A 17,633-nucleotide genomic window follows, 5' to 3' on the forward strand; every position below is an offset into this window, starting at 1 on the left:
ACATGATCATCAACCGCAGAAGCCTGCTGACCACGGCGCTCACACTCGGGGCCATGAAGGCGTTTCCGGGCCTGAGCTACGCCCAGGCCCGTCCGCTGGTGTTTGCGACCTTCACCGGAAGCTGGGAGGAAGCGCACAAGGCCGTGCTGGTGCCCGCATTCCGGAAAGCCAATGCGGACGCCGCGATGGTGCTCGACCCCATGCTCTCGGTCGACCAGATCGCGAAGGTCAACGCCGCCAAGGCCAATCCGCCGATCGATGTCATGCTGCACGATCCCGGCCCCGCCCTCGTCGCCATCGGCCAGGATCTGGTCGAGCCTTATCCGGTCGAGAAGAGCGCCTATTACAAGGACCTGATCGCCGAGGCGCAGGAGCCGATGGGCCCTGCCCCGTTCTTCCAGGTCGTCGGCCTCACCTACAATCCGGAAGCCGTCAAGACGCCGCCGACCTCCTGGGCCGATCTCTGGAAGCCGGAGTTCAAGGGCCGCGTCGGCATCACCAACCTCAACTCGACGCTCGGCACCGGCTGGCTGGTCGAGATCGCCAAGATGCGCGGCGGCTCGGAGGCCAATGTCGATCCCGGCTTCAAGGCGCTGGAGGAGCTGAAGCCCAATCTCGCCGCGGTCGCCGCCAATCCCGGCGCGCTCGCGACCCTGTTCCAGCAGGGCCAGATCGACATCTCGCCCGGCAATTTCAACGCCATCCAGATCCTCAAGGCGCGCGGCGTGCCGGTCGAGTTCGTTGCGCCGAAGGAAGGCGCCATCGCCTTCAAGACCACGATCCACATCGTCAAGAACTCGCCGAACCGCGAGCTCGCCTTCAAGCTGATCGAGGCGGCGCTGACGCCGGAGGTGCAGACCACGCTGATGAACCCGCCCTATCTGATCGTGCCGACCAATTCCAAGGTGACGATGGGCGGCGAGATCGCGCGCGTGCTGGCCAAGGACACCGCCGAGCTGAAGCAGAAGTTCGTGTTCCAGGACTGGAAGAAGATCAACGAGCAACGCTCGGCTTGGATCGAGCGCTTCAACCGCGAGATCAAGATCTAAGCTATGGGCGCAGCACCGGCATCGCGGGACGTGACGTCCTACGGAATGGGATTGGCAGCGCCGCTGGCGCTGTTCTTCCTGTTGTTCTTCGTCGCGCCGCTGCTGCAACTGCTCTGGCTCTCGCTGCACAACGACACGGCCGCGCTCCATTGGGGGCTCGGCCAGTACCTGCACTTCCTCGCCGATCCCTTCAGCCTCGGCGTGCTCGGCTCGACGCTGCTGCTGGGGGCCGAGGTGACCGCCGTCTGCCTCGTGCTCGGCTTTCCCATCGCCTGGCTGTATCAGCGGGTCGGGCCGAAGCTGCAGACCATCATCATCCTGATCGTGCTGCTGCCGCTTTTGACCAGCGTCGTGGTGCGCACCTTCGCCTGGATCGTCATCCTCGGACGCCAGGGCATCATCAACGCGACGCTGCAATCCCTGGGGATCATCGATACGCCGCTAAAACTGCTCTACACCCAGTTCGGCGTGGTAATCGCGCTGGCGCAGGTGCAGATGCCGCTGATGACGCTGCCCCTGATCACCGCGCTCGGCCGCATCGATCCCAATCTCGACGATGCCTCCTGCTCGCTCGGCGCCGGGAGCTGGCGCACCTTCTTCCGGATCGTGCTACCGCTGTCGCTGCCCGGCGTCATCGCCGGCTGCACGCTGACCTATGCCGCCGCGATCACCGCCTTCATCACCCAGTCGCTGATCGGCGGCGGGCAGATGCTGTTCATGCCGATGTATCTCTACCAGCAGGCTTCGACACTGCAGAACTGGCCGTTTGCGGCCGCGATCTCGATCATCTTCCTGCTCGCCGTGCTCGCGGTCGTCTCGGTCTTCACCACGCTCGGCCGCATGTCGCGCGGCTATGGAGGCGCATGATGAGCGGCCGCAAGCGCACTCTCGAGGCGATCAGCTTCGAGCTCGTCATGACCGTGATCGCGGTGATCGCGCTTGTCATCATCATCGCGCCGTCGCTGGTGGTGCTGATCGTCTCCTTCACAAGCGGCTTCTCGCTGCGCTTCCCGCCGCCCGGCTATTCCTTGCGCTGGTACGCCGAGCTGTGGAATGCCTGGCAGCTGCATTTCGCGGCCAAGAACAGCCTGATCGTGGCGCTGTGGGCAACTAGCCTGTCCGTCGTCCTCGGCGTCGCCGCGGCGCTCGCGATCTCCAGGTCGCGGACGCTGTCGGCGCGGCTGCTCGATTCCCTCTTCATGTCGCCGCTGGTGCTGCCCGCACTCGCCTTTGGCCTTGCCGCCCTGATGCTGTTCTCGCTGGTCGGCCTACCGGTGTCGCCGCTGACGCTGGTGATCGGCCACACCGTGGTCTGCGTGCCCTATGTCGTGCGCAACACGGTCGCAGCCCTCGCCCAGCTCGAGCCGACCCTGCTCGAAAGCTCGGCGGTGCTGGGCGCAAGCCGGCTCTACACGTTCCGCAGGATCGTGCTGCCGCTGATCCGGCCCGGCATCATCGCCGGCGCCTTCATCGCCTTCATGTCGTCCTTCGACAACGTGCCGGTATCGCTGTTCCTGCGCGATGCCGCGACCGACATGCTGCCGATCCGGATGTGGCAGGACCTCGAAGGCAAGCTGGATGTCACCATCGCCGCGCTCTCGGGCGTGCTGATCATCGCGACCGTCGCGCTGGTCGCGGTGATGGAGCGCATCACCGGCCTGTCGCGGCGGCTGACGAACTAAGGACTGATGGGATGAGCCGCGCCTAGCTCCGCAATGAAGGTGCGTTCCCTCTCTCCTTGTGGGGGAGGGCTAGGGAGAGGGGTGGCTCAGCAAAAGGTGCCGATTGGTACATCGCGTATGGGTGAGCAACCGAAAGAGTCCCCGTGTGGCACACCCCTCCCCGCCCCTCCCCCGCAAGGGGGGAACGGAGAGAGCACCGCCAGCAGCCAAACTCGATTCGACTTGAGGGCCTCACACTCTAGGCGCCGCGGAACAGCGAATAGCCCCAGCGCGTGAATTTCAGCGGCAGATGAAAATGCTCGTCAACGTTCTTGATGCGGAAACGGAACGGCGTCACGGTCAGGAAGCCGTCGTGCTCGCCAAAGAACTCGCCGAGATGAAACAGCACCTCGTACTCACCAGCCGTCACGCCTGCGCCTTGCGCAACGGAATGATCGAGCACGCCGTTGGCACCGAGCCGCCCGTCGGCGATGCGCAGCGAGTCCGGATCGATCCGCCAGATCTCGACGCGCAGCCCCTGCGCCGGACGCCCGCTCGCCACATCGACCGCGTGAATGGAAATGCCGCCTGCCACAATGTTCCTCCCATGAGCGCAGCGCCATGGTAGACGGAAACACGGCCATTCGGCCAGCGCCCGCGTTGCTGCCGGCCCTGGGGGCGATGACCGCGCTCCAGGCCCTCGTCGCGCTGGCCTTGTTCGCACCCGGCGTGGTCGCGCCCCGCGCCCATATCGAGGTCTGGCAGCTCTCGATGTTCTCCTGCGCGGTGTTCGCGGTCGGCATTCCCGCCTCGTTCTGGGGCGGCGGCTTCATCGCGCGGGTTGGCTCGCTGCGGATCGCGAGCCTGTGCGCGGCGGCCATCGTCCTCGGCATGGCCCTGGCTTCGCTTGGATCGAGCGCCGCACTGCTGGCCGCGGGCCTCTGCCTCGGCCTTGCCATGGGCCCGGAGACGCCCGCAAGTGCGGCGCTGCTGTCGCGGCTCGTCACCGCCGAGCGCCGCGCCTTCGTGTTCTCGGTGCGCCAGACCGGCAACCAGATCGGCGCGGTCTGCGGCTCGCTGGCCCTGCCCGCAATCGCCATCGCGTTCGGACCGGCCTGGTGCTATGCGGCCGTCGGCCTCTGCGCGCTGCTCGCGATCGCGCTGTTCGAGCGGCTGCGGCCGGCTTACGCCGTCAAGTTCGTCCCGCCGCCAAAACTCGATCTCCGCGCGCGGCTGGCGCTGATGACGGCGGACCGGCGTATCGCGATGCTGGCGCTGGCCTCGATGCCGTTCAGCGCGATGCAGGTGTCGCTCAACACGGTCTTCGTCACGCTCGGCACACGAGAGCTTGGTCTCAGCCATATCGAGGCCGGCATGGCACTCGCCTGCGCGCAAGTCGGCGGCCTCGTCGGCCGTCTCGGCTGGGGCTATGTCGCCATGCGCCTCGACGCCTCCCGCGCCGTGCTCATCGTCATTGGCCTCGGCATGGCCTTCTGCGCCGCGCTGCTCGGTCTCGACGGCGCATCGCTCGGCCGCAACGGACAATTCATCGTTGCCGCATTGTTTGGCCTGACGGCGTCGGGCTGGAATGGCGTCTTCATCGCCGAGATCGCCCGCCTCGCTCCGCAGGACCGGATCGGCGAGACCACCGGCGCGGTGCTGACAGCATCCTATGCCGGGCTGCTCGCGGCGCCGGCCGTGGTATCGATCCTGGATGGTGTAGCTGGCCTCGGCGCGGCCTTCTTTGCCCTGGCGTGCCTGGCCCTCTGTGGCACAGTGGCGCTGATCTGGGGAGGCCATGACAAAGCCGACAAATAGCGCGCGCGAGATTGCTGCCGACGTCATCGCGGGGCGGACGACCGCTGTCGAGACCGCCACGGCCGCCCTCGGCTCCATCGAGGCCGGCAAGGCCTTGAACGCGGTCGTCACTGTCGATCCCGCACGCACGCTGCTCGACGCGGCGGCGGTTGATGCGCGCCTGCGTGCCGGTGAGACCATGCCGCTCGCCGGCGTCCCCGTCATCGTCAAGGACAACATCTGGGTCGGCGGCTGGCGCGTGACGCAGGGCTCGCGCCTGTTTGCCGATTTCATCGCACCGCGTGACGCCGTCGCGGTCGAGCGCCTGCGCAATGCCGGAGCGGTCGTCGTCGGCATCGGCGCGACGTCCGAGTTCGCCAGCAAGGGCGTCACCACCTCTCAGCTGTTCGGGCCGACACTGCATCCGCTCGATCCCGCGCTGACACCGGGCGGCTCGTCGGGCGGCCCGGCCGCTGCGGTTGCGGCCGGCCTCGTGCCGCTCGCGATCGGCACCGATGCGGGCGGCTCGAGCCGCAGGCCCCCCGCCCATGTCGGCGTCGCCGGCTTCAAGCCGTCCTACGGCGCGATCCCCTATGGGCCCGGCTTCGCCGAACCGTTCTTCGGCCTCTCCGTCATCGCCCCGATCGCCACTGACGTCGCCGACATCGCGCTGGCCTTCGAGACCATGGCCGGCATCGATCCCCGCGATCCGGATTCGGCTGGCATAGCGCAAGAGACCGAGGACATCGTGGACTTGCGCATCGCCTTCTCGCCGCGCCTCGGGCTCGACGTTGCGGTCGATGATGTCGTCGCCAATGGGCTGGTTTCCGTCATCGCCCGTCTCTCCGCCGCCGGCCTGCGTATCACGCAGCGCGATCCCGTCTGGCCGGCCGGCGCGACCGAAGAGGCCATCATGCCGCTCCAGCATGCCGGCCTCGCCGCCCTCTATGGCGACGCTTTCCGCAAGGATCCGACCGCCTTCGACCCTGATATCGCCAGGCAGATCGAGCGAGGACTGTCCTGGTCAGGCACTGATGTTGCCGGCGCGCTCGTCGCGAGCTCCGCGATCGCCGACGCCTTCGCGGCCTTCTTTACCGAGGTCGACCTGCTGCTGACGCCGACCGTCCCCTGTGTCGCCTGGCCGTTCACGCAAGCGGGACCCGCCACGATCGGCGGCCGCGCGGCGAGCCCGCGCGCGCATGCCGTGTTCACGCCGTTCGTCAATCACGCCCGCCTGCCAGCGATTTCGATTCCGTGCGGGACCGACGCAAACGGGCTTCCGTTCGGTCTCCAGATCATCGCCCGGCGCGGCCAGGACCGGACGCTGCTGCGCGCCGCGCGGCAGATCGAGGCACAGCTGGCTTGATGGCAAGCCATTCATAATCGGCGAGTTCGTGGCGCATGATTTGACCTCCAGTTTGGAAGCTTGAATCACACGGGTCTGGCCGGGCGCAACGCTTCCGGGCAGGCTCGGGTTGGGCGCCTACGAGGTAGAAGCGGATATCAGCCGGCCGACAATCTACGCTGAAACCGTCGAAAATGAGCCGTCTCGGACATTCGCTAGCAGGATCTCGCGCGCGCGCCGATCAGGGGCACGTGGCTCGGCCGGGATCCCTGCCGGCGTAACGAACCCCACGCGGCGAATCGCCGAAGCGAGCTCGGAACAGGCGATTGAAATGCGAAACATCCGAGAAGCCTACCTCCAGCGCGATATCGGAAATTAGCTGCGCGCTGACGCGCGCCTCGGTTAACAGTTTGAACGCAAGTTGGAGACGTAGCTCATTCACGTGCCCGGTGAACGATGATCCTGATAACGCCATCAGGCGCTGCAGATAGCGAGGTGAAATGCCTTGGCGATGAGCGACCTCCTCGACGCTAAGCCCAGGCTTCTGAAAGTGTGCCGCGATGTAGTCGAGTACCGCGGTGTGGCGCGCGGCCACGACCGCACTCGCATCGCTCTCGCCCAAGGGAGCGCACTCGCTGACCGCGAGCGCAACAAGATCACAGGAGTGAGCTACGACCGCATCACGCAGCTTGGGGGCGGCCAGAGCTCCCTCCTTAAATGCTGACTTCATATAGGCCATGAGGAGGCGGAGTGGTTCATTTCGCTGAGGAATCGGCCGCATGGCGAGGCTCTCGATGTCTGTCACGCGTTGCGCAAGTGCCTCGCGGGGTACCGACAGACCAAATAGTATTCCTTCGATATAGGTGACGGTAGCGGGCTCCGAATGCAGAATCGAGATTGCGTCGCCGGCGCAAAGCTCGATGTCCCGGCCGCGCTGCGACAAACGACTTTTGCCGGGTAAGCAGACGATGAGGCCGATCGAGTCGTCGCCGTCAGCAACGCTCGCCCGCAAGCGCTTGAAGCGCATGGGAGAGCCCTTCAGTGCGAGCGTGCGTAGACCCCGGAGCGCTTGCAATGTTGCGTCGGCTTGAAACGGAGCGTTCGTTAGAGGTTCGATATCGACGTGAACTATTCCCCGCACAAACCTCTCGCGCCATAGTGGAAGTCGCATCCGCTCCGGATGCTCGCGCGTCGAGAATCGATGCGATACGAAATCGGCTGCGTCCGTAGACATGGGGACCTCCAGCCTTGATAAGCCACTGGGTCAAAATGCTGCGGCAGGCCAGCTGCCGGTATCCGTATTTTGCAATTCGCGCACCGACCGTCTCCCCAGGTACGCAGGATTCCAAGAAGCTACTTCATTTGTCTGCTAGTCTCATTCACCTGTGATTGATGCTGATGTGAACTGGCTCACGTGGCGACCAGAAAATTACGGCAATTTTTGATTGCAGATGCCTCGTGCAAAATATCTCCTTTAAGAGGAGATGATTGTAATGGCTCTATTTCAAATTGCTGCCATCGGATCCAGTTTGAACATCTCTGGCAGGCTGCAAGACCAGATCCAACTTTATTGCACTGCTCGCGACTGATCGGGCTCATCGGCCCACGGGCAGAAGTTCCGCAGAACAACACTGTCCTCTGATACCGGTTTCCTATCGTGCCTTGATCGCCGCATCACCCTTAAGGTTCGTCGGACCCAAATTACTTCCCGGCACTGTTCCTTTTTAGCTGCCGGATGAAATGGTCGAAATCTGTCACATGGGACGTCAACCGTGGTGACCAGGAAGAGGTTCGATCATGTCCACCATACTCGACGTGCTCTATCGCGAGTACTGCCGGGCCCGCCTCACCGAAATGCGAAAGCAACTTTTGATACGGGGCGTGGGCGACAAGATCCTGGAAACGCCTTGGGAGGACGATGATCCTCCCGACTCTGGCGCTCGAAGGAGTAGCTGGGCGACGAAGGAGCCCCCATCATCCATCGGATAGCTGGAGCGCGTTATCGACCCTATGAGGCGCGAGCGCGGGCCAACAGATGGACGATCGAACTCAAACCTCGACGCGATTGTTCGGCGACACTCCGCCGGAGTTCAAAGCGGCCGGCCGCGATCTGCGTATCGATGTCTGTCGCGGGATCGCGTTATGGTGGATCTTTCTCGATCATGTTCCCAATAACATCGGGAGCTGGCTGACACCGCGCAACTACGGTTTCTGCGATGCCGCCGAGATCTTCATGTTCCTCTCGGGCGTGACCTGTGCGCTGGCCTACGGCAGGGCGCGTGAGCGCGAGGGCTGGAGCGGCATGATCGGCCGTTCGCTGCGCCGGGGATGGGACATCTACGCGGCGTTTCTACTGCTTACACTCGCTTGCACCATCCTGGTCTACCTTGCGGGCAGCGATGATCTCGCCGACGGGAGCAATACGCGAATTCTGCTCGAACGTCCGGGCGCAACGCTTGCGCACGCCGCAATCCTGCAATACCGGCCTGTCAACACTGACGTCCTGCCGGTTTTTGTGATTTTTCACGTGCTGTTCGCGCCGCTGCTGTGGTTGCTGCTGCGAGCGCCGAACGTCACGCTTGGGGTGTCCTTGTTGCTCTACGCGCTAGTGCACGTCTTTGGTTGGAGAGTTTCCGCCTGGCCCAACGGCGTCTGGTTCTTCAATCCGCTGGCTTGGCAGTTTCTGATCGTGCTGGGCGCATGGTGCGTCATTGAGGGAGCGAAATTCCGGCCGTGGGTGATGTCGCGCTTGACGCTTGTTCTGGCCGTTCTCTATCTAGTTTTCGGCCTGGTCCTTGTACAGAGTTGGAGCATCGAGCCGCTGGTCTCGCAAATTTTGAGGGACCTGCTATTTCCACTGGATAAATCGAATCTCAGTCCGATACGGCTGCTGCATTTTGTGGCCCTTGCAATTGTGGCGCTACGATTCATTCCTCGGAATTGGGAGGGGCTATCGACGCCGGTGCTGAGCTGCGCGAAGTGCTGTGGCGAGAATTCGCTGCCGATCTATTGTTTCGGCGTCCTTCTGGCGCTCGCCAGCCAACTTACGGTGCTCGACCTCTCGGAGGGGCTTGCGATGCAGATCGTGGTTAGTGTTGCCGGAGTGCTGATGATGATCGGCGTCGCGCGGTTACTGAACGCGATCGGAACCCAGCGCGAGCGGACGTCAGCGGGGACGCAGTCGATCGGGAAAGTTCCGCCGGTTCGCTAAGCTGGTAGATTGCGGCTGGAGCACGGAGAGCAGCTCTTGGCCCGAAGCTGCCGATCCGGCATGTCTGCTCCATATCCGCTCATGTGGGGTGAAGCGGACTTGATAGCGCTGACGATGGCAATAAGTCTGACGCACATCACGAAGGTAAGTCTCTATGGCATTGGGTAGAGCCTTCGTTCCATTGGCCGGAACCCGGCCATCTTTCGAAGCTACGCGAAACATTCCTCACCCCTGTAACTTATGTGAATCGGGGGGCCTAATCGAAAGGTCGCGATATGGAACCGACCAGTCGAACATCGGGCCACATCGACCCTAAGACTGCCCGGTCGATCTGCGACGAGGTGGGTGACAGGTTGCAACAGGACTTATTTCTCGAAGCCTCACCCCTGCCGCCCTACCTCGAACGTCTAGTAGATGAATTGCGCAAGCAGGAGCGTCATCAAATTGATGGCGTCAGCGCGCCCACTGACCGTTTCCTTCACGCCCGGCCACGACGACGCCGGACAAATTTGCGCAACTAGCGGGCCATTACAGCAGAGCGGCCGAAGAGACTTCTGACTCGCATTCTCGCTACCAGCTTCAGATGCTGGCGGACAATTACATGACGCTGGCAAAAAGCACTTTGGTCTTGGAGCGATCCGGCAAGGTCCTTGATTGGAGCGATCCCGAAAGAAGTAAGGTCGCCTAAGTCGGCGGCCTCTTTCACTTGGCGCCTCTTCCACTGCGAATGTCACCTGTTGGCCCATCGCGACATACTGCGCTGGCCCACGAACTTGGTCGCTATTAGTGCAACGCGGACGTAGTCACCAGTTACATGATGCCGCCAGGCTTTATCGGCAGACGGCCTAGCTTTCGCGACTATTTCGGAATAATAGCAACATACCCCTGTTTTGCCCGACGGGTCAAATCGCGACGACGCCTGCGTAAGCCGTTGATTCCATTATCACCGGCTACTGTGCATGGGGTTGTTTTCACACTTTTTGTTTGATCGGGCGCCCTAGCCGGCGAAAGACAGACGCAGCCGCCGCCATCCGATGACAATTCCGGTGATCGAGAACGCCAACCCGAGCGCGCAAAGGCCGACGATCAGGACATCGCGAAAGCGCGGATGTGCGATGAGGATTGGAAAATCGAGCGTGTGGAGCGCGCTATAGGCCCAGCGATAGGCCCGCCGCGACGCATCCAGCCTTTGCAGCACACGGCCATCGGCCGCGTCGATGTCGAACCAGACATCACCGCAGCGGGAGCGGTAGACGGAAGCACCGGGGACGATGGACTGCGCGGGATAGTCGTCGTTATCAGCGATGATGGAGGGTGCGTCGCAGCCCGTCGCGAGCCGCGTCATCATGCTCCCGATCGCCTGCGCGCCGAGGCCTTCCGACTCTCCACCATCCGGCCGCACCACAACCTGCTTGTCGATATCGATGCGCTCGCGCCGGTAGACATTGCCGGCAAACGCAAACCATTCGACTTCACGGGCCGATGGCGATAGCGGATTCCGGTCCGGCGATGGAGCCGCCGTCCAGTCGGGCGGAGCGTCAATCACGCCGGCTTCGGCCGGAGTGAGCTGCCCGCGCGAGAACAGCCGGCCGTGATCCATGGAAAGCCAGCCGCTGAAGATCCAGGTCAGCACAAAGACGGTCGCGACGAGACCGATGACGTGATGCAGCGCGTGCCAGCCGCGATACGGCGTCGCGATCTGGCGTCTCTGCATCTTCACACGCACGATCCCGAGCACCGCGCCCAGCACCGCCGCGATCAGGGCCAGCAGCGACAGGGTCCAGACCACGCGATCCCACAGCGCCCAATTGCTCCTGAGGACCGTCGGGTAGATCCAGTGCAGCACACTGCCGGCAAGATTCCAGCCGCGCTCGCTCCGCGTCGTATCCAGCACGACCTCGCCGGTGCGCGACGAGACGTAGACCTCCGTTCCGGCTGCATCGCCGAGGGCCACGCGAAACAAGGGCCGGTGGCGATCAAAGCCGTTCGGTACGCTCCATTGGTCGTGGTCCGCGTGCGCAACGACCGCCGCATGCGCGGCATCGAGCCCGCGCCGACGCGCATGCGCACCCGCGATGACAAGTGCGACATCGGGCAACCGCACCGATGCATCCAGCCCGCCGGTCGCGCGAACTGCGCGCAGGTGCGAGGGCCCCGACACGACGTAGACCGGCCCATCGCTCCTTATCAGACGGACACGGGTGGCGTCGACGATGCCGCTCGCAGTCACCGCATCGGCAACGGTGATCCGCAACTCACCTCGATCCACCGGCGCCAGGCCAGCAAGCCGTTCCGCCTCCGTCAGCGACGGAAACGGAACGAAGTGCATCACGATTCCGCTCGCGAACCACATCGCGAACAGCAGGCAGAACGCGATCCCGAGCCAGCGATGCGAGAGGACGATCGCGCCCATCATGCGGTCAGCGCCCTACCATTTGAACGCCGCCGAGATCTCGTAGGTGCGCGGCGCGCCCAAGAGGATCTGGTCGGGATAGAACGGATCGCCCCAGATCGCGTAGCGCTTGTCGGTGAAGTTGCGCACCCGGAAGGTCAGGCGGGCCTGGTCGACGGCATTGAAGACCGTCTTCGGGATATCGACGAAGGCATAGACGTCGCCGACCGTGTAGGCGTTCATCGTCACCGTGTTGGCGTCGGTGTTGTAGCGATCGCCGACGTGCCGGCCGACGATGCCGAGCTCCACCGGCCACGGCGTGAAGAACCGGTACGACGCACCAGCATTGGCGACGATGCGCGGCACGTTCGGCGGCGTGTTGCCCGAGAACGAGCCGCCGGCGAAATTGTAGTCGGCATAGCGCGCATCGACATAGGCGATGTTGCCCCACAGCCGGAGGGGCTCGATCGGCCGCACCGAGGCGGCGAGCTCCACGCCCTTCGATTCCTGTCGTCCCGCAATGTTGAGCGTCTGGCCGCCGGCTGCCGCATAGACGTTCTTGCGTACAATGTCATAGGCCGAGAACGACCACTCCGCCCGGTTGTCCCAGAACAGGTGCTTGACGCCGGTCTCGTAGGTCCGCGATGTCGTCAGGTCGAGCGGCTGGGTCGGCAGCAGCAGGAAGATGTTGTTGGCGGACACGTCCGCGCCGGTCGCGTACTGGCTGAAGAAGGTCAGTCCAGGCACGGCATCCCAGGTGTAGCCGATGCGTCCCGTCACCGGCGCCCAATCCTTGGTGAACGGAAAGCCCGCGTTCACCAGGCCGTTGACGTCGGTCGAGTTGCGGTCGAGCCCGATATGCTCGACGCGCAGGCCGCCGACCAGCGCAAAGCTGCGCGTCAGCTTGAGCCGGTCCTCGAGCGACAGCGCCTCGTTGTCGATGCGCGCGATCTGCTGCTTGGTCGTGAGCAGGCCGTAGAAGCCGCGGTCAGGATTGACCAGCGACACGGAGTCGCCTGGAAAATTCGCTGCACCCGGCCGGACGAAATCGAGGTAGCTCGACGACAACGTCGTGACCATCCGGTTGTCGAAGCCGGCGATGTCAGCGTCCCAGATCAGATCGGTAATGTTGCCGACCAGTCGCTGGCTGTGCGCGACGTAGAAGCGCTCGCGATCGACCAGGTTCGTACCGGAGTTGAACGCCTCGACCTCGTTGTTGAACCAGCTGCGCTCCGCGCCATAACCATAGGCCTGGCTCTTCAAGGTCAGGTCGGGCGCGAGCTTCAGTTCAAAACCGCCGCGCAGCCAGACTTCCTGCGCCACGTTGCGGTTGTCGAGAACGTTGTAGTTGGTGTTGAAGGTGCGGTCGTCGATGGTGACTGCACCGAGATTGGTTTTATTGTAGTTCGAGACGTAATTTCCGGAGACAATCCCTGCCGTCGCGTGAGAACCGCTGAAGGCGACCGGCACCAGCGGCGCGCCCCAATAGGCCTTCCCGCGATCCTCGCGGTACTCGATCGCGCCCCAGACCTTGAGACTGTCGGAGATGCGGTAGTTGAGCTGCCCGGACACGTCGAGCGTCTTGGTGTTGGTGTCGTCGACAAAACCGTTCAGCGAGGAGCGGCTGATGTCGAAGCGGTAGTCGAGTCCTTCTACGTTGGTGCTGCCGCCCGAGCCGTAATGGGCGCGGAACGAATTCAGGGAGTCGTACGAGAAATCCGCCTCGTTGCGGATCGCTCCGGTGTGCGGCTGCTTGGTGACAAGGTTGATCGAGCCGCCGGCGGCGCCCTCGCCCGAGATCAGCGAAGCCGGGCCTTTCAGGAATTCGACCGCTTCCAGATTGGCCGTGTCCATGATCCGCGAGGTCACGTTCTGCGGGCCGATCTTGATGCCGTTGTAGAGCGTGTTGATTTGGCTGTTGGTGAAGCCGCGCATCGAGAAGCCCGCCGGCTCCCCCGGCGCATCGCCGGAGGTCACGCCGACCGCACCTTGCGCCACCTCGGACACGGTGCGATAGCCCTGCTCGCGCATGGTCTCGGCCGAGATGACTTCCACCGTCGCCGGTATCTCGCGCACGGTCAGCCCAAGGCGCGAGGCGCTTTCAGCCACCGCATTGGTGTTGAGCGGCGTCTGCGCGGCTGCGGCTGGCACGGCGGGCTTCGGCACCACGGATGCGGCCGGCCTGCGCGCTGCCGTGCGGCGGGCGCTCTGGGCTTCCCGGGCAGCCGGCTTGGCCGGCTTGCGGGATTGGGCCGGCGACACCTCGACGGGCGGCAATGGCTCGCGGGCCTGCTGCGCCAGTGCAGCAGGCAGATCGAGAACGGCAAGGGACGTGAGCGCGGCGGAAGCGAGCAGGACGCTGCGCGGTCGTACGATACGGATGGAAGGCACGGTCTTGGACCTCGGTATGACGTCAGTGGCACGTCACAGCGAACGAGGTCTCACCACGGGCTTGTCAGCCCTCCGATGAAGCCGAATGTCTGTACTCCCCGACCGACATCTTCGCGTGTGACCACGGCTGACGGCAGGTCTCCTGGCTCGCGGGTCACGACCGCTTCGTCGCCTTCCCGGGACCGAGGACCCAGTGGCTTCTGACGAAGGATTATCCGCTCACAGTTGCGGGGGCAGCCACGGCATTGGGGACGACATCCCCGCACCGCATTCCCTTTTCATCCCCTCTCGGGGAAACCGTCGCAAGCATCTAGGATTACCAGCAAGACAGAGTCAATGTACCAGTTGCGGCGTTATTGCCACAGCGACCAACTTCCTCGGAGATTTGCATGGAAGGCGCGACCTTCCTCTGGCTGATCCGGCATGCGCCCGTCGACGGCGTCAAAGGGACGATCCATGCCGCCGATGCACCGGCGGACCTGAGCGATCGCACGCAGCTGGAAGCGTTGCGGCCGCGCCTGCCGCGGGAAGCTGCGAGCTATGCGAGCCCTGCACGGCGCACGATCGAGACGGCGCGCGCGCTGGGGCTCGAACCGGAACTGGTGCACGAGTTCGGCGAGCAGGATTTCGGCGACTGGGCCGGCCGGCGACATGACGAGCTCGCGGCGAGCGGCGGCGAGGCCTATGCACAATTCTGGAGCGATCCCGCGCACCTGAGACCACCGGGCGGCGAGAGCTTTGAGGATCAGGTCGCGCGCGTCCGGCTGGGTCTCTCGCGGATCGGCGCCGGATCAGCAACGCTCGTCGTGCATTCCGGCACGATCCGGGCCGCGCTGTGCATCGCGCTCGATCTCACACCGGAAGCGGCATTGCGCTTCGTGATCGATCCGCTGTCGCTGACCCGGATCGACCGGCTCGCGACCGGCTGGCGCGTCGTCTCCGTCAATCAGCGGCCAGGCTAAGCCGGCCGATCCGGCACATTGGCTTGGGCAAAGGTCGCCATGCCATTGTGGAGCGCGCAGGCGAGCCGCACCAGCGGCAGCGCGATGGCGGCACCAGATCCCTCGCCGAGCCTGAGATCGAGGCTGATCAGCGGCTGCACGTTCAGAGCGCGCAGCACGAGGCGATGTCCCTGCTCCGCCGATTGATGCGAGGGCAGCAGGAATGGCTGGCACGACGGATTGAGCCGCACGGCCGCCAGCGCCGCGACCGACACGATGAAGCCGTCGATCAACACGGGGATGCGGCGCTGCGCAGCCGCAATGATGGCGCCCGCGATCGCCGCGATCTCGAGCCCGCCGACGGCGCACAGGATCTTTTCGGGCGACGCGCCCGCAACGCCATGACGCGCAATCGCCGCATCGATCACGCGCGCCTTGTGCGCGCGGCCGGCTGCATCGACGCCGGTGCCGCTGCCCGCGATCTCCTCGGCGCTGACAGCGAGCAGGCTCGCGGCAATCGCCGCCGATGTCGTGGTGTTGCCGATGCCCATCTCGCCGAAGATCAGGAGATCAGGCTGGCTCGCCTCGGCACGCGCGACCGCGCGCTGGCCGGCTTCGAAGGCGAAGGCCAGCTCCGTGGGCGTGAGCGCAGCCTCGACGCTGAAATCGCGCGTGCCATTGCGCGGCTTGTCGGTGACGATGCCAGGCGTCGCCCCCTCCGCCAGCGTGCCGGCGTCAACAACTTCCAGGTTTGAGCCGAGCTCGCGCGCCAGCACCGAGATCGCGGCGCCGCCGGAGGCAAAGTTCGCCATCATCGCGATGGTGACGCCTTGCGGATAGGCCGACACGCCCTGCGCGACAATGCCGTGATCGCCGGCGAAGATGATGATGGGCACGCACCCGGCACGCGGTTGCTCAGTCGCTTGCAGGCCGGCAAGCTCGATCGCGAGCTGCTCGAGCCGGCCGAGCGCGCCGGTCGGTTTTGTCAGTTGCGCCTGCCGTGCAATCGCCGCGTCGCGATGGGCGGCGGAGATGTCGGGGCATTTCTGAGTGACCCAGTCGGGGAGCATGCTGCCTCGCTTACGGCCTGCGCTTGAGAATGTAGCTGTCCATGATCCAGCCGTGCCGCTCGCGCGCCTCCTGTCGCGTCGCGACGATGCGCGAGCTCACGTCTGCGAGCCGACCGGACATGATGATCTGATCGGGCATGCCGAGATACGCACCCCACCAGATGTGCAAGCTTTCCGGATCGAGCGATTGGAATGCGGTGCCGCCGTCGAGCATCACGGCCACCGTGTCGACGCCCTGCGGCCAACCGCCTTCGCGCAAGCGACGTCCTGTCGTGACCAGAAAAGGCTCACCGATATCGTTGAGCGGCAGCGCATGCGCCGCGCACAGCGCCTGGATCGAGGTGATGCCGGGCACGACCTCGATATCAGGCAAGGGATTGAGCCGCCGCGCGATGCGCAGCGAGGAATCATAGAGCGAAGGATCGCCCCAGATCAGCAGCGCGACCTTTCCATCACTGCCGAGATGGCTTGCGATGGTCTGCGACCACGCGGCGGCCACAGCGTCGTGCCAATCGTCCACGCCCTTGCGGTAGTCCGCCTCGGCCGCATCACGCACGGGAAGGTCGAACTCGGCAATGCGCGTCGTCTTGTTGGTAAGCACGTCAGTGCAGATCGTCCGCCTGAGATCGGCGAGATCGGATTTCGCGCTTCCCTTGCGCGGGATCAGGACGAGATCGGCCGCGTTGATGGCGTGGATCGCGGCGCGCGTGAGCTGCTCGGGATCACCGCAACCGATGCCTATCAGGGAGAGCGTGAGCATCGGGCGTACGGGGCGGCCATGACGGCCGCCCCTTGTCTCTTAAGCCGCGTTGTGCAGGCGCGGGGTGACGAGGCCGGGCGCGGTGACGCCGCGCAGCGACTTCGCCAGCGCCAGCACGGCGAGATCGGCCAGCGGCTCGATCACGATGACGAGCGCGTAGGAGGCCGCAAACGTCGCGATGTTGGCGAGGTTGCTCATGGCGAAGCCGGAGCCGTAGAGCGCCCAGAACGCCACCCAGGCGATCACGCCGGCCTGATAGGTCGTCGAGAGCGCCAGCGCCTGGCGATACCTGAGGTCGACATAGGCGGTGTTGCGCGAAATGATCCGCGTGGCGATCGCCTGGATCGCGAACAGCGGCACCAGCAGCGTCGTGACGTTCATGCCATATTGCGGGATGTCAGCGGGCTCGAAGAAGACGCCCTGGAGCAGCAGGCCAAATGCAAGGCCGAGGGCCGCGGGCGCCGCGCCGAACAGCAGGAACAAGGTCGAGCCGAGGATGAAGTGCACCTCGGAAACGCCGACCGGGAAGTGCGGCAGGATCTCGAAGAAGGTGAAGACGAGCACGGTGGTCGCGAGGGTGCGCACGGCGAGCGAGCCGATGCCCTGCTCGCGCACGGTCTCGACCGCGAGCTTCAAGGCAACGCCGCCTGCGGCGATGCCGGTTGCGTAACTCAACACGAGCTTGGCGCCCGTCACGACTCCGGGTTCGATATGCATGGCTCAGTTCCTTCCTGCCGTCACACCCGACGGCCTTGGCCTCAAAACATGCACGGCCGGTCTCCTGGCTCGCGGTTCACTGGGGTTCTCCGGCCTTCCCGGACCTTGCGGCCCAGTGGCTGATCGGAGCCCCTCACCGCTTACAGTCGCGGGGGCGGCTGGGGTTTTGGGCGCCGCAACTGGGTCCGCCCATCCCCATTCCCGATTATGCTCCGGCGCTTTGCGCCGCGTCGAGCACCATGCCCGTCCTGTGTGCCCCTTTCGCATTGCAGGCGTCAAGGGGCGAACGGCGGCAGCGG

At 64.6% G+C, this 17,633-nt stretch carries 14 protein-coding genes and 2 riboswitches; of the genes, 7 read left to right on the top strand and 7 right to left on the bottom strand.

Translation table 11 applies throughout. From position 1 onward, the window contains the following. Positions 1 to 2 precede the first annotated feature (2 nt). The 3 genes from QA649_RS30490 to QA649_RS30500 are packed head-to-tail and all read left to right on the top strand — an operon-like array spanning position 3 to position 2,731. The gene (locus QA649_RS30490; protein WP_283020438.1) at positions 3 to 1,049 is read left to right on the top strand and encodes an ABC transporter substrate-binding protein; all 1,047 of its coding nucleotides are present in this window, start codon (positions 3 to 5) and stop codon (positions 1,047 to 1,049) included. 3 nt (positions 1,050 to 1,052) lie between these two features. Further along, the gene (locus QA649_RS30495; RefSeq protein WP_283020439.1) at positions 1,053 to 1,916 is read left to right on the top strand and encodes an ABC transporter permease; all 864 of its coding nucleotides are present in this window, start codon (positions 1,053 to 1,055) and stop codon (positions 1,914 to 1,916) included. Beyond that, a complete protein-coding gene (locus QA649_RS30500; protein ID WP_283020440.1) occupies positions 1,916 to 2,731 on the top strand; it encodes an ABC transporter permease in 816 nt (271 codons plus the stop codon). Before QA649_RS30495 ends, QA649_RS30500 begins: the two co-directional genes overlap by 1 nt. Positions 2,732 to 2,969: 238 nt before the next feature. Here the strand turns inward: QA649_RS30500 and QA649_RS30505 are convergent, their stop codons facing one another. Next, positions 2,970 to 3,305: a hydroxyisourate hydrolase gene (locus QA649_RS30505; RefSeq protein ID WP_283020441.1), complete on the bottom strand. Its 336-nt coding sequence runs from the start codon at positions 3,303 to 3,305 to the stop codon at positions 2,970 to 2,972. 26 nt (positions 3,306 to 3,331) lie between these two features. Here QA649_RS30505 and QA649_RS30510 point away from each other — a divergent pair, with 26 nt between their 5' ends. Beyond that, on the top strand, positions 3,332 to 4,528 hold the full coding sequence (locus QA649_RS30510) for an MFS transporter (RefSeq protein WP_283020442.1): 1,197 nt from the start codon (positions 3,332 to 3,334) through the stop codon (positions 4,526 to 4,528). Continuing rightward, a complete protein-coding gene (locus QA649_RS30515) occupies positions 4,509 to 5,873 on the top strand; it encodes an amidase (protein ID WP_283020443.1) in 1,365 nt (454 codons plus the stop codon). The genes QA649_RS30510 and QA649_RS30515 overlap by 20 nt, the downstream gene beginning before the upstream one ends. A gap of 220 nt (positions 5,874 to 6,093) precedes the next feature. Here QA649_RS30515 and QA649_RS30520 read toward each other — a convergent pair whose 3' ends face one another. After that, positions 6,094 to 7,086 (bottom strand): AraC family transcriptional regulator, encoded by a 993-nt coding sequence (locus QA649_RS30520; protein ID WP_283020444.1) that lies wholly within the window; start codon positions 7,084 to 7,086, stop codon positions 6,094 to 6,096. An 801-nt stretch (positions 7,087 to 7,887) separates the two neighbouring features. Between QA649_RS30520 and QA649_RS30525 the strand changes: the two genes are divergently transcribed. Further along, the gene (locus QA649_RS30525) at positions 7,888 to 9,063 is read left to right on the top strand and encodes an OpgC domain-containing protein (RefSeq protein ID WP_283020445.1); all 1,176 of its coding nucleotides are present in this window, start codon (positions 7,888 to 7,890) and stop codon (positions 9,061 to 9,063) included. Between the two features lie 997 nt (positions 9,064 to 10,060). Here the strand turns inward: QA649_RS30525 and QA649_RS30530 are convergent. Next, positions 10,061 to 11,479, bottom strand: a complete 1,419-nt coding sequence (locus QA649_RS30530; protein ID WP_283020446.1) for a PepSY domain-containing protein — start codon at positions 11,477 to 11,479, stop codon at positions 10,061 to 10,063. 12 nt (positions 11,480 to 11,491) lie between these two features. Then, positions 11,492 to 13,846, bottom strand: a complete 2,355-nt coding sequence (locus QA649_RS30535) for a TonB-dependent receptor (RefSeq protein WP_283020447.1) — start codon at positions 13,844 to 13,846, stop codon at positions 11,492 to 11,494. Positions 13,847 to 13,960: 114 nt separating this feature from the next. Further along, a riboswitch (cobalamin riboswitch) is annotated at positions 13,961 to 14,163 on the bottom strand. A 72-nt stretch (positions 14,164 to 14,235) separates the two neighbouring features. Between QA649_RS30535 and QA649_RS30540 the strand changes: the two genes are divergently transcribed. Further along, a complete protein-coding gene (locus QA649_RS30540; protein ID WP_283020448.1) occupies positions 14,236 to 14,808 on the top strand; it encodes a histidine phosphatase family protein in 573 nt (190 codons plus the stop codon). Here QA649_RS30540 and cobT read toward each other — a convergent pair. Genes cobT through QA649_RS30555 form a run of 3 tightly spaced genes read right to left on the bottom strand, consistent with a single transcriptional unit; the run spans position 14,805 to position 17,334 of the window. Beyond that, the gene (gene cobT, locus QA649_RS30545; RefSeq protein ID WP_283020449.1) at positions 14,805 to 15,857 is read right to left on the bottom strand and encodes a nicotinate-nucleotide--dimethylbenzimidazole phosphoribosyltransferase; all 1,053 of its coding nucleotides are present in this window, start codon (positions 15,855 to 15,857) and stop codon (positions 14,805 to 14,807) included. The two genes, QA649_RS30540 and cobT, sit on opposite strands and share 4 nt — an antisense overlap. A gap of 10 nt (positions 15,858 to 15,867) precedes the next feature. Beyond that, positions 15,868 to 16,617 (bottom strand): precorrin-6A synthase (deacetylating), encoded by a 750-nt coding sequence (gene cobF, locus QA649_RS30550; RefSeq protein ID WP_283020450.1) that lies wholly within the window; start codon positions 16,615 to 16,617, stop codon positions 15,868 to 15,870. 39 nt (positions 16,618 to 16,656) lie between these two features. Beyond that, on the bottom strand, positions 16,657 to 17,334 hold the full coding sequence (locus tag QA649_RS30555; RefSeq protein ID WP_283020451.1) for an energy-coupling factor ABC transporter permease: 678 nt from the start codon (positions 17,332 to 17,334) through the stop codon (positions 16,657 to 16,659). 36 nt (positions 17,335 to 17,370) lie between these two features. Further along, positions 17,371 to 17,591, bottom strand: a riboswitch (cobalamin riboswitch). Positions 17,592 to 17,633: the final 42 nt, after the last annotated feature.

Origin of the sequence: Bradyrhizobium sp. CB1717 (genome assembly GCF_029714325.1) — a bacterium.
Lineage (GTDB): Bacteria > Pseudomonadota > Alphaproteobacteria > Rhizobiales > Xanthobacteraceae > Bradyrhizobium.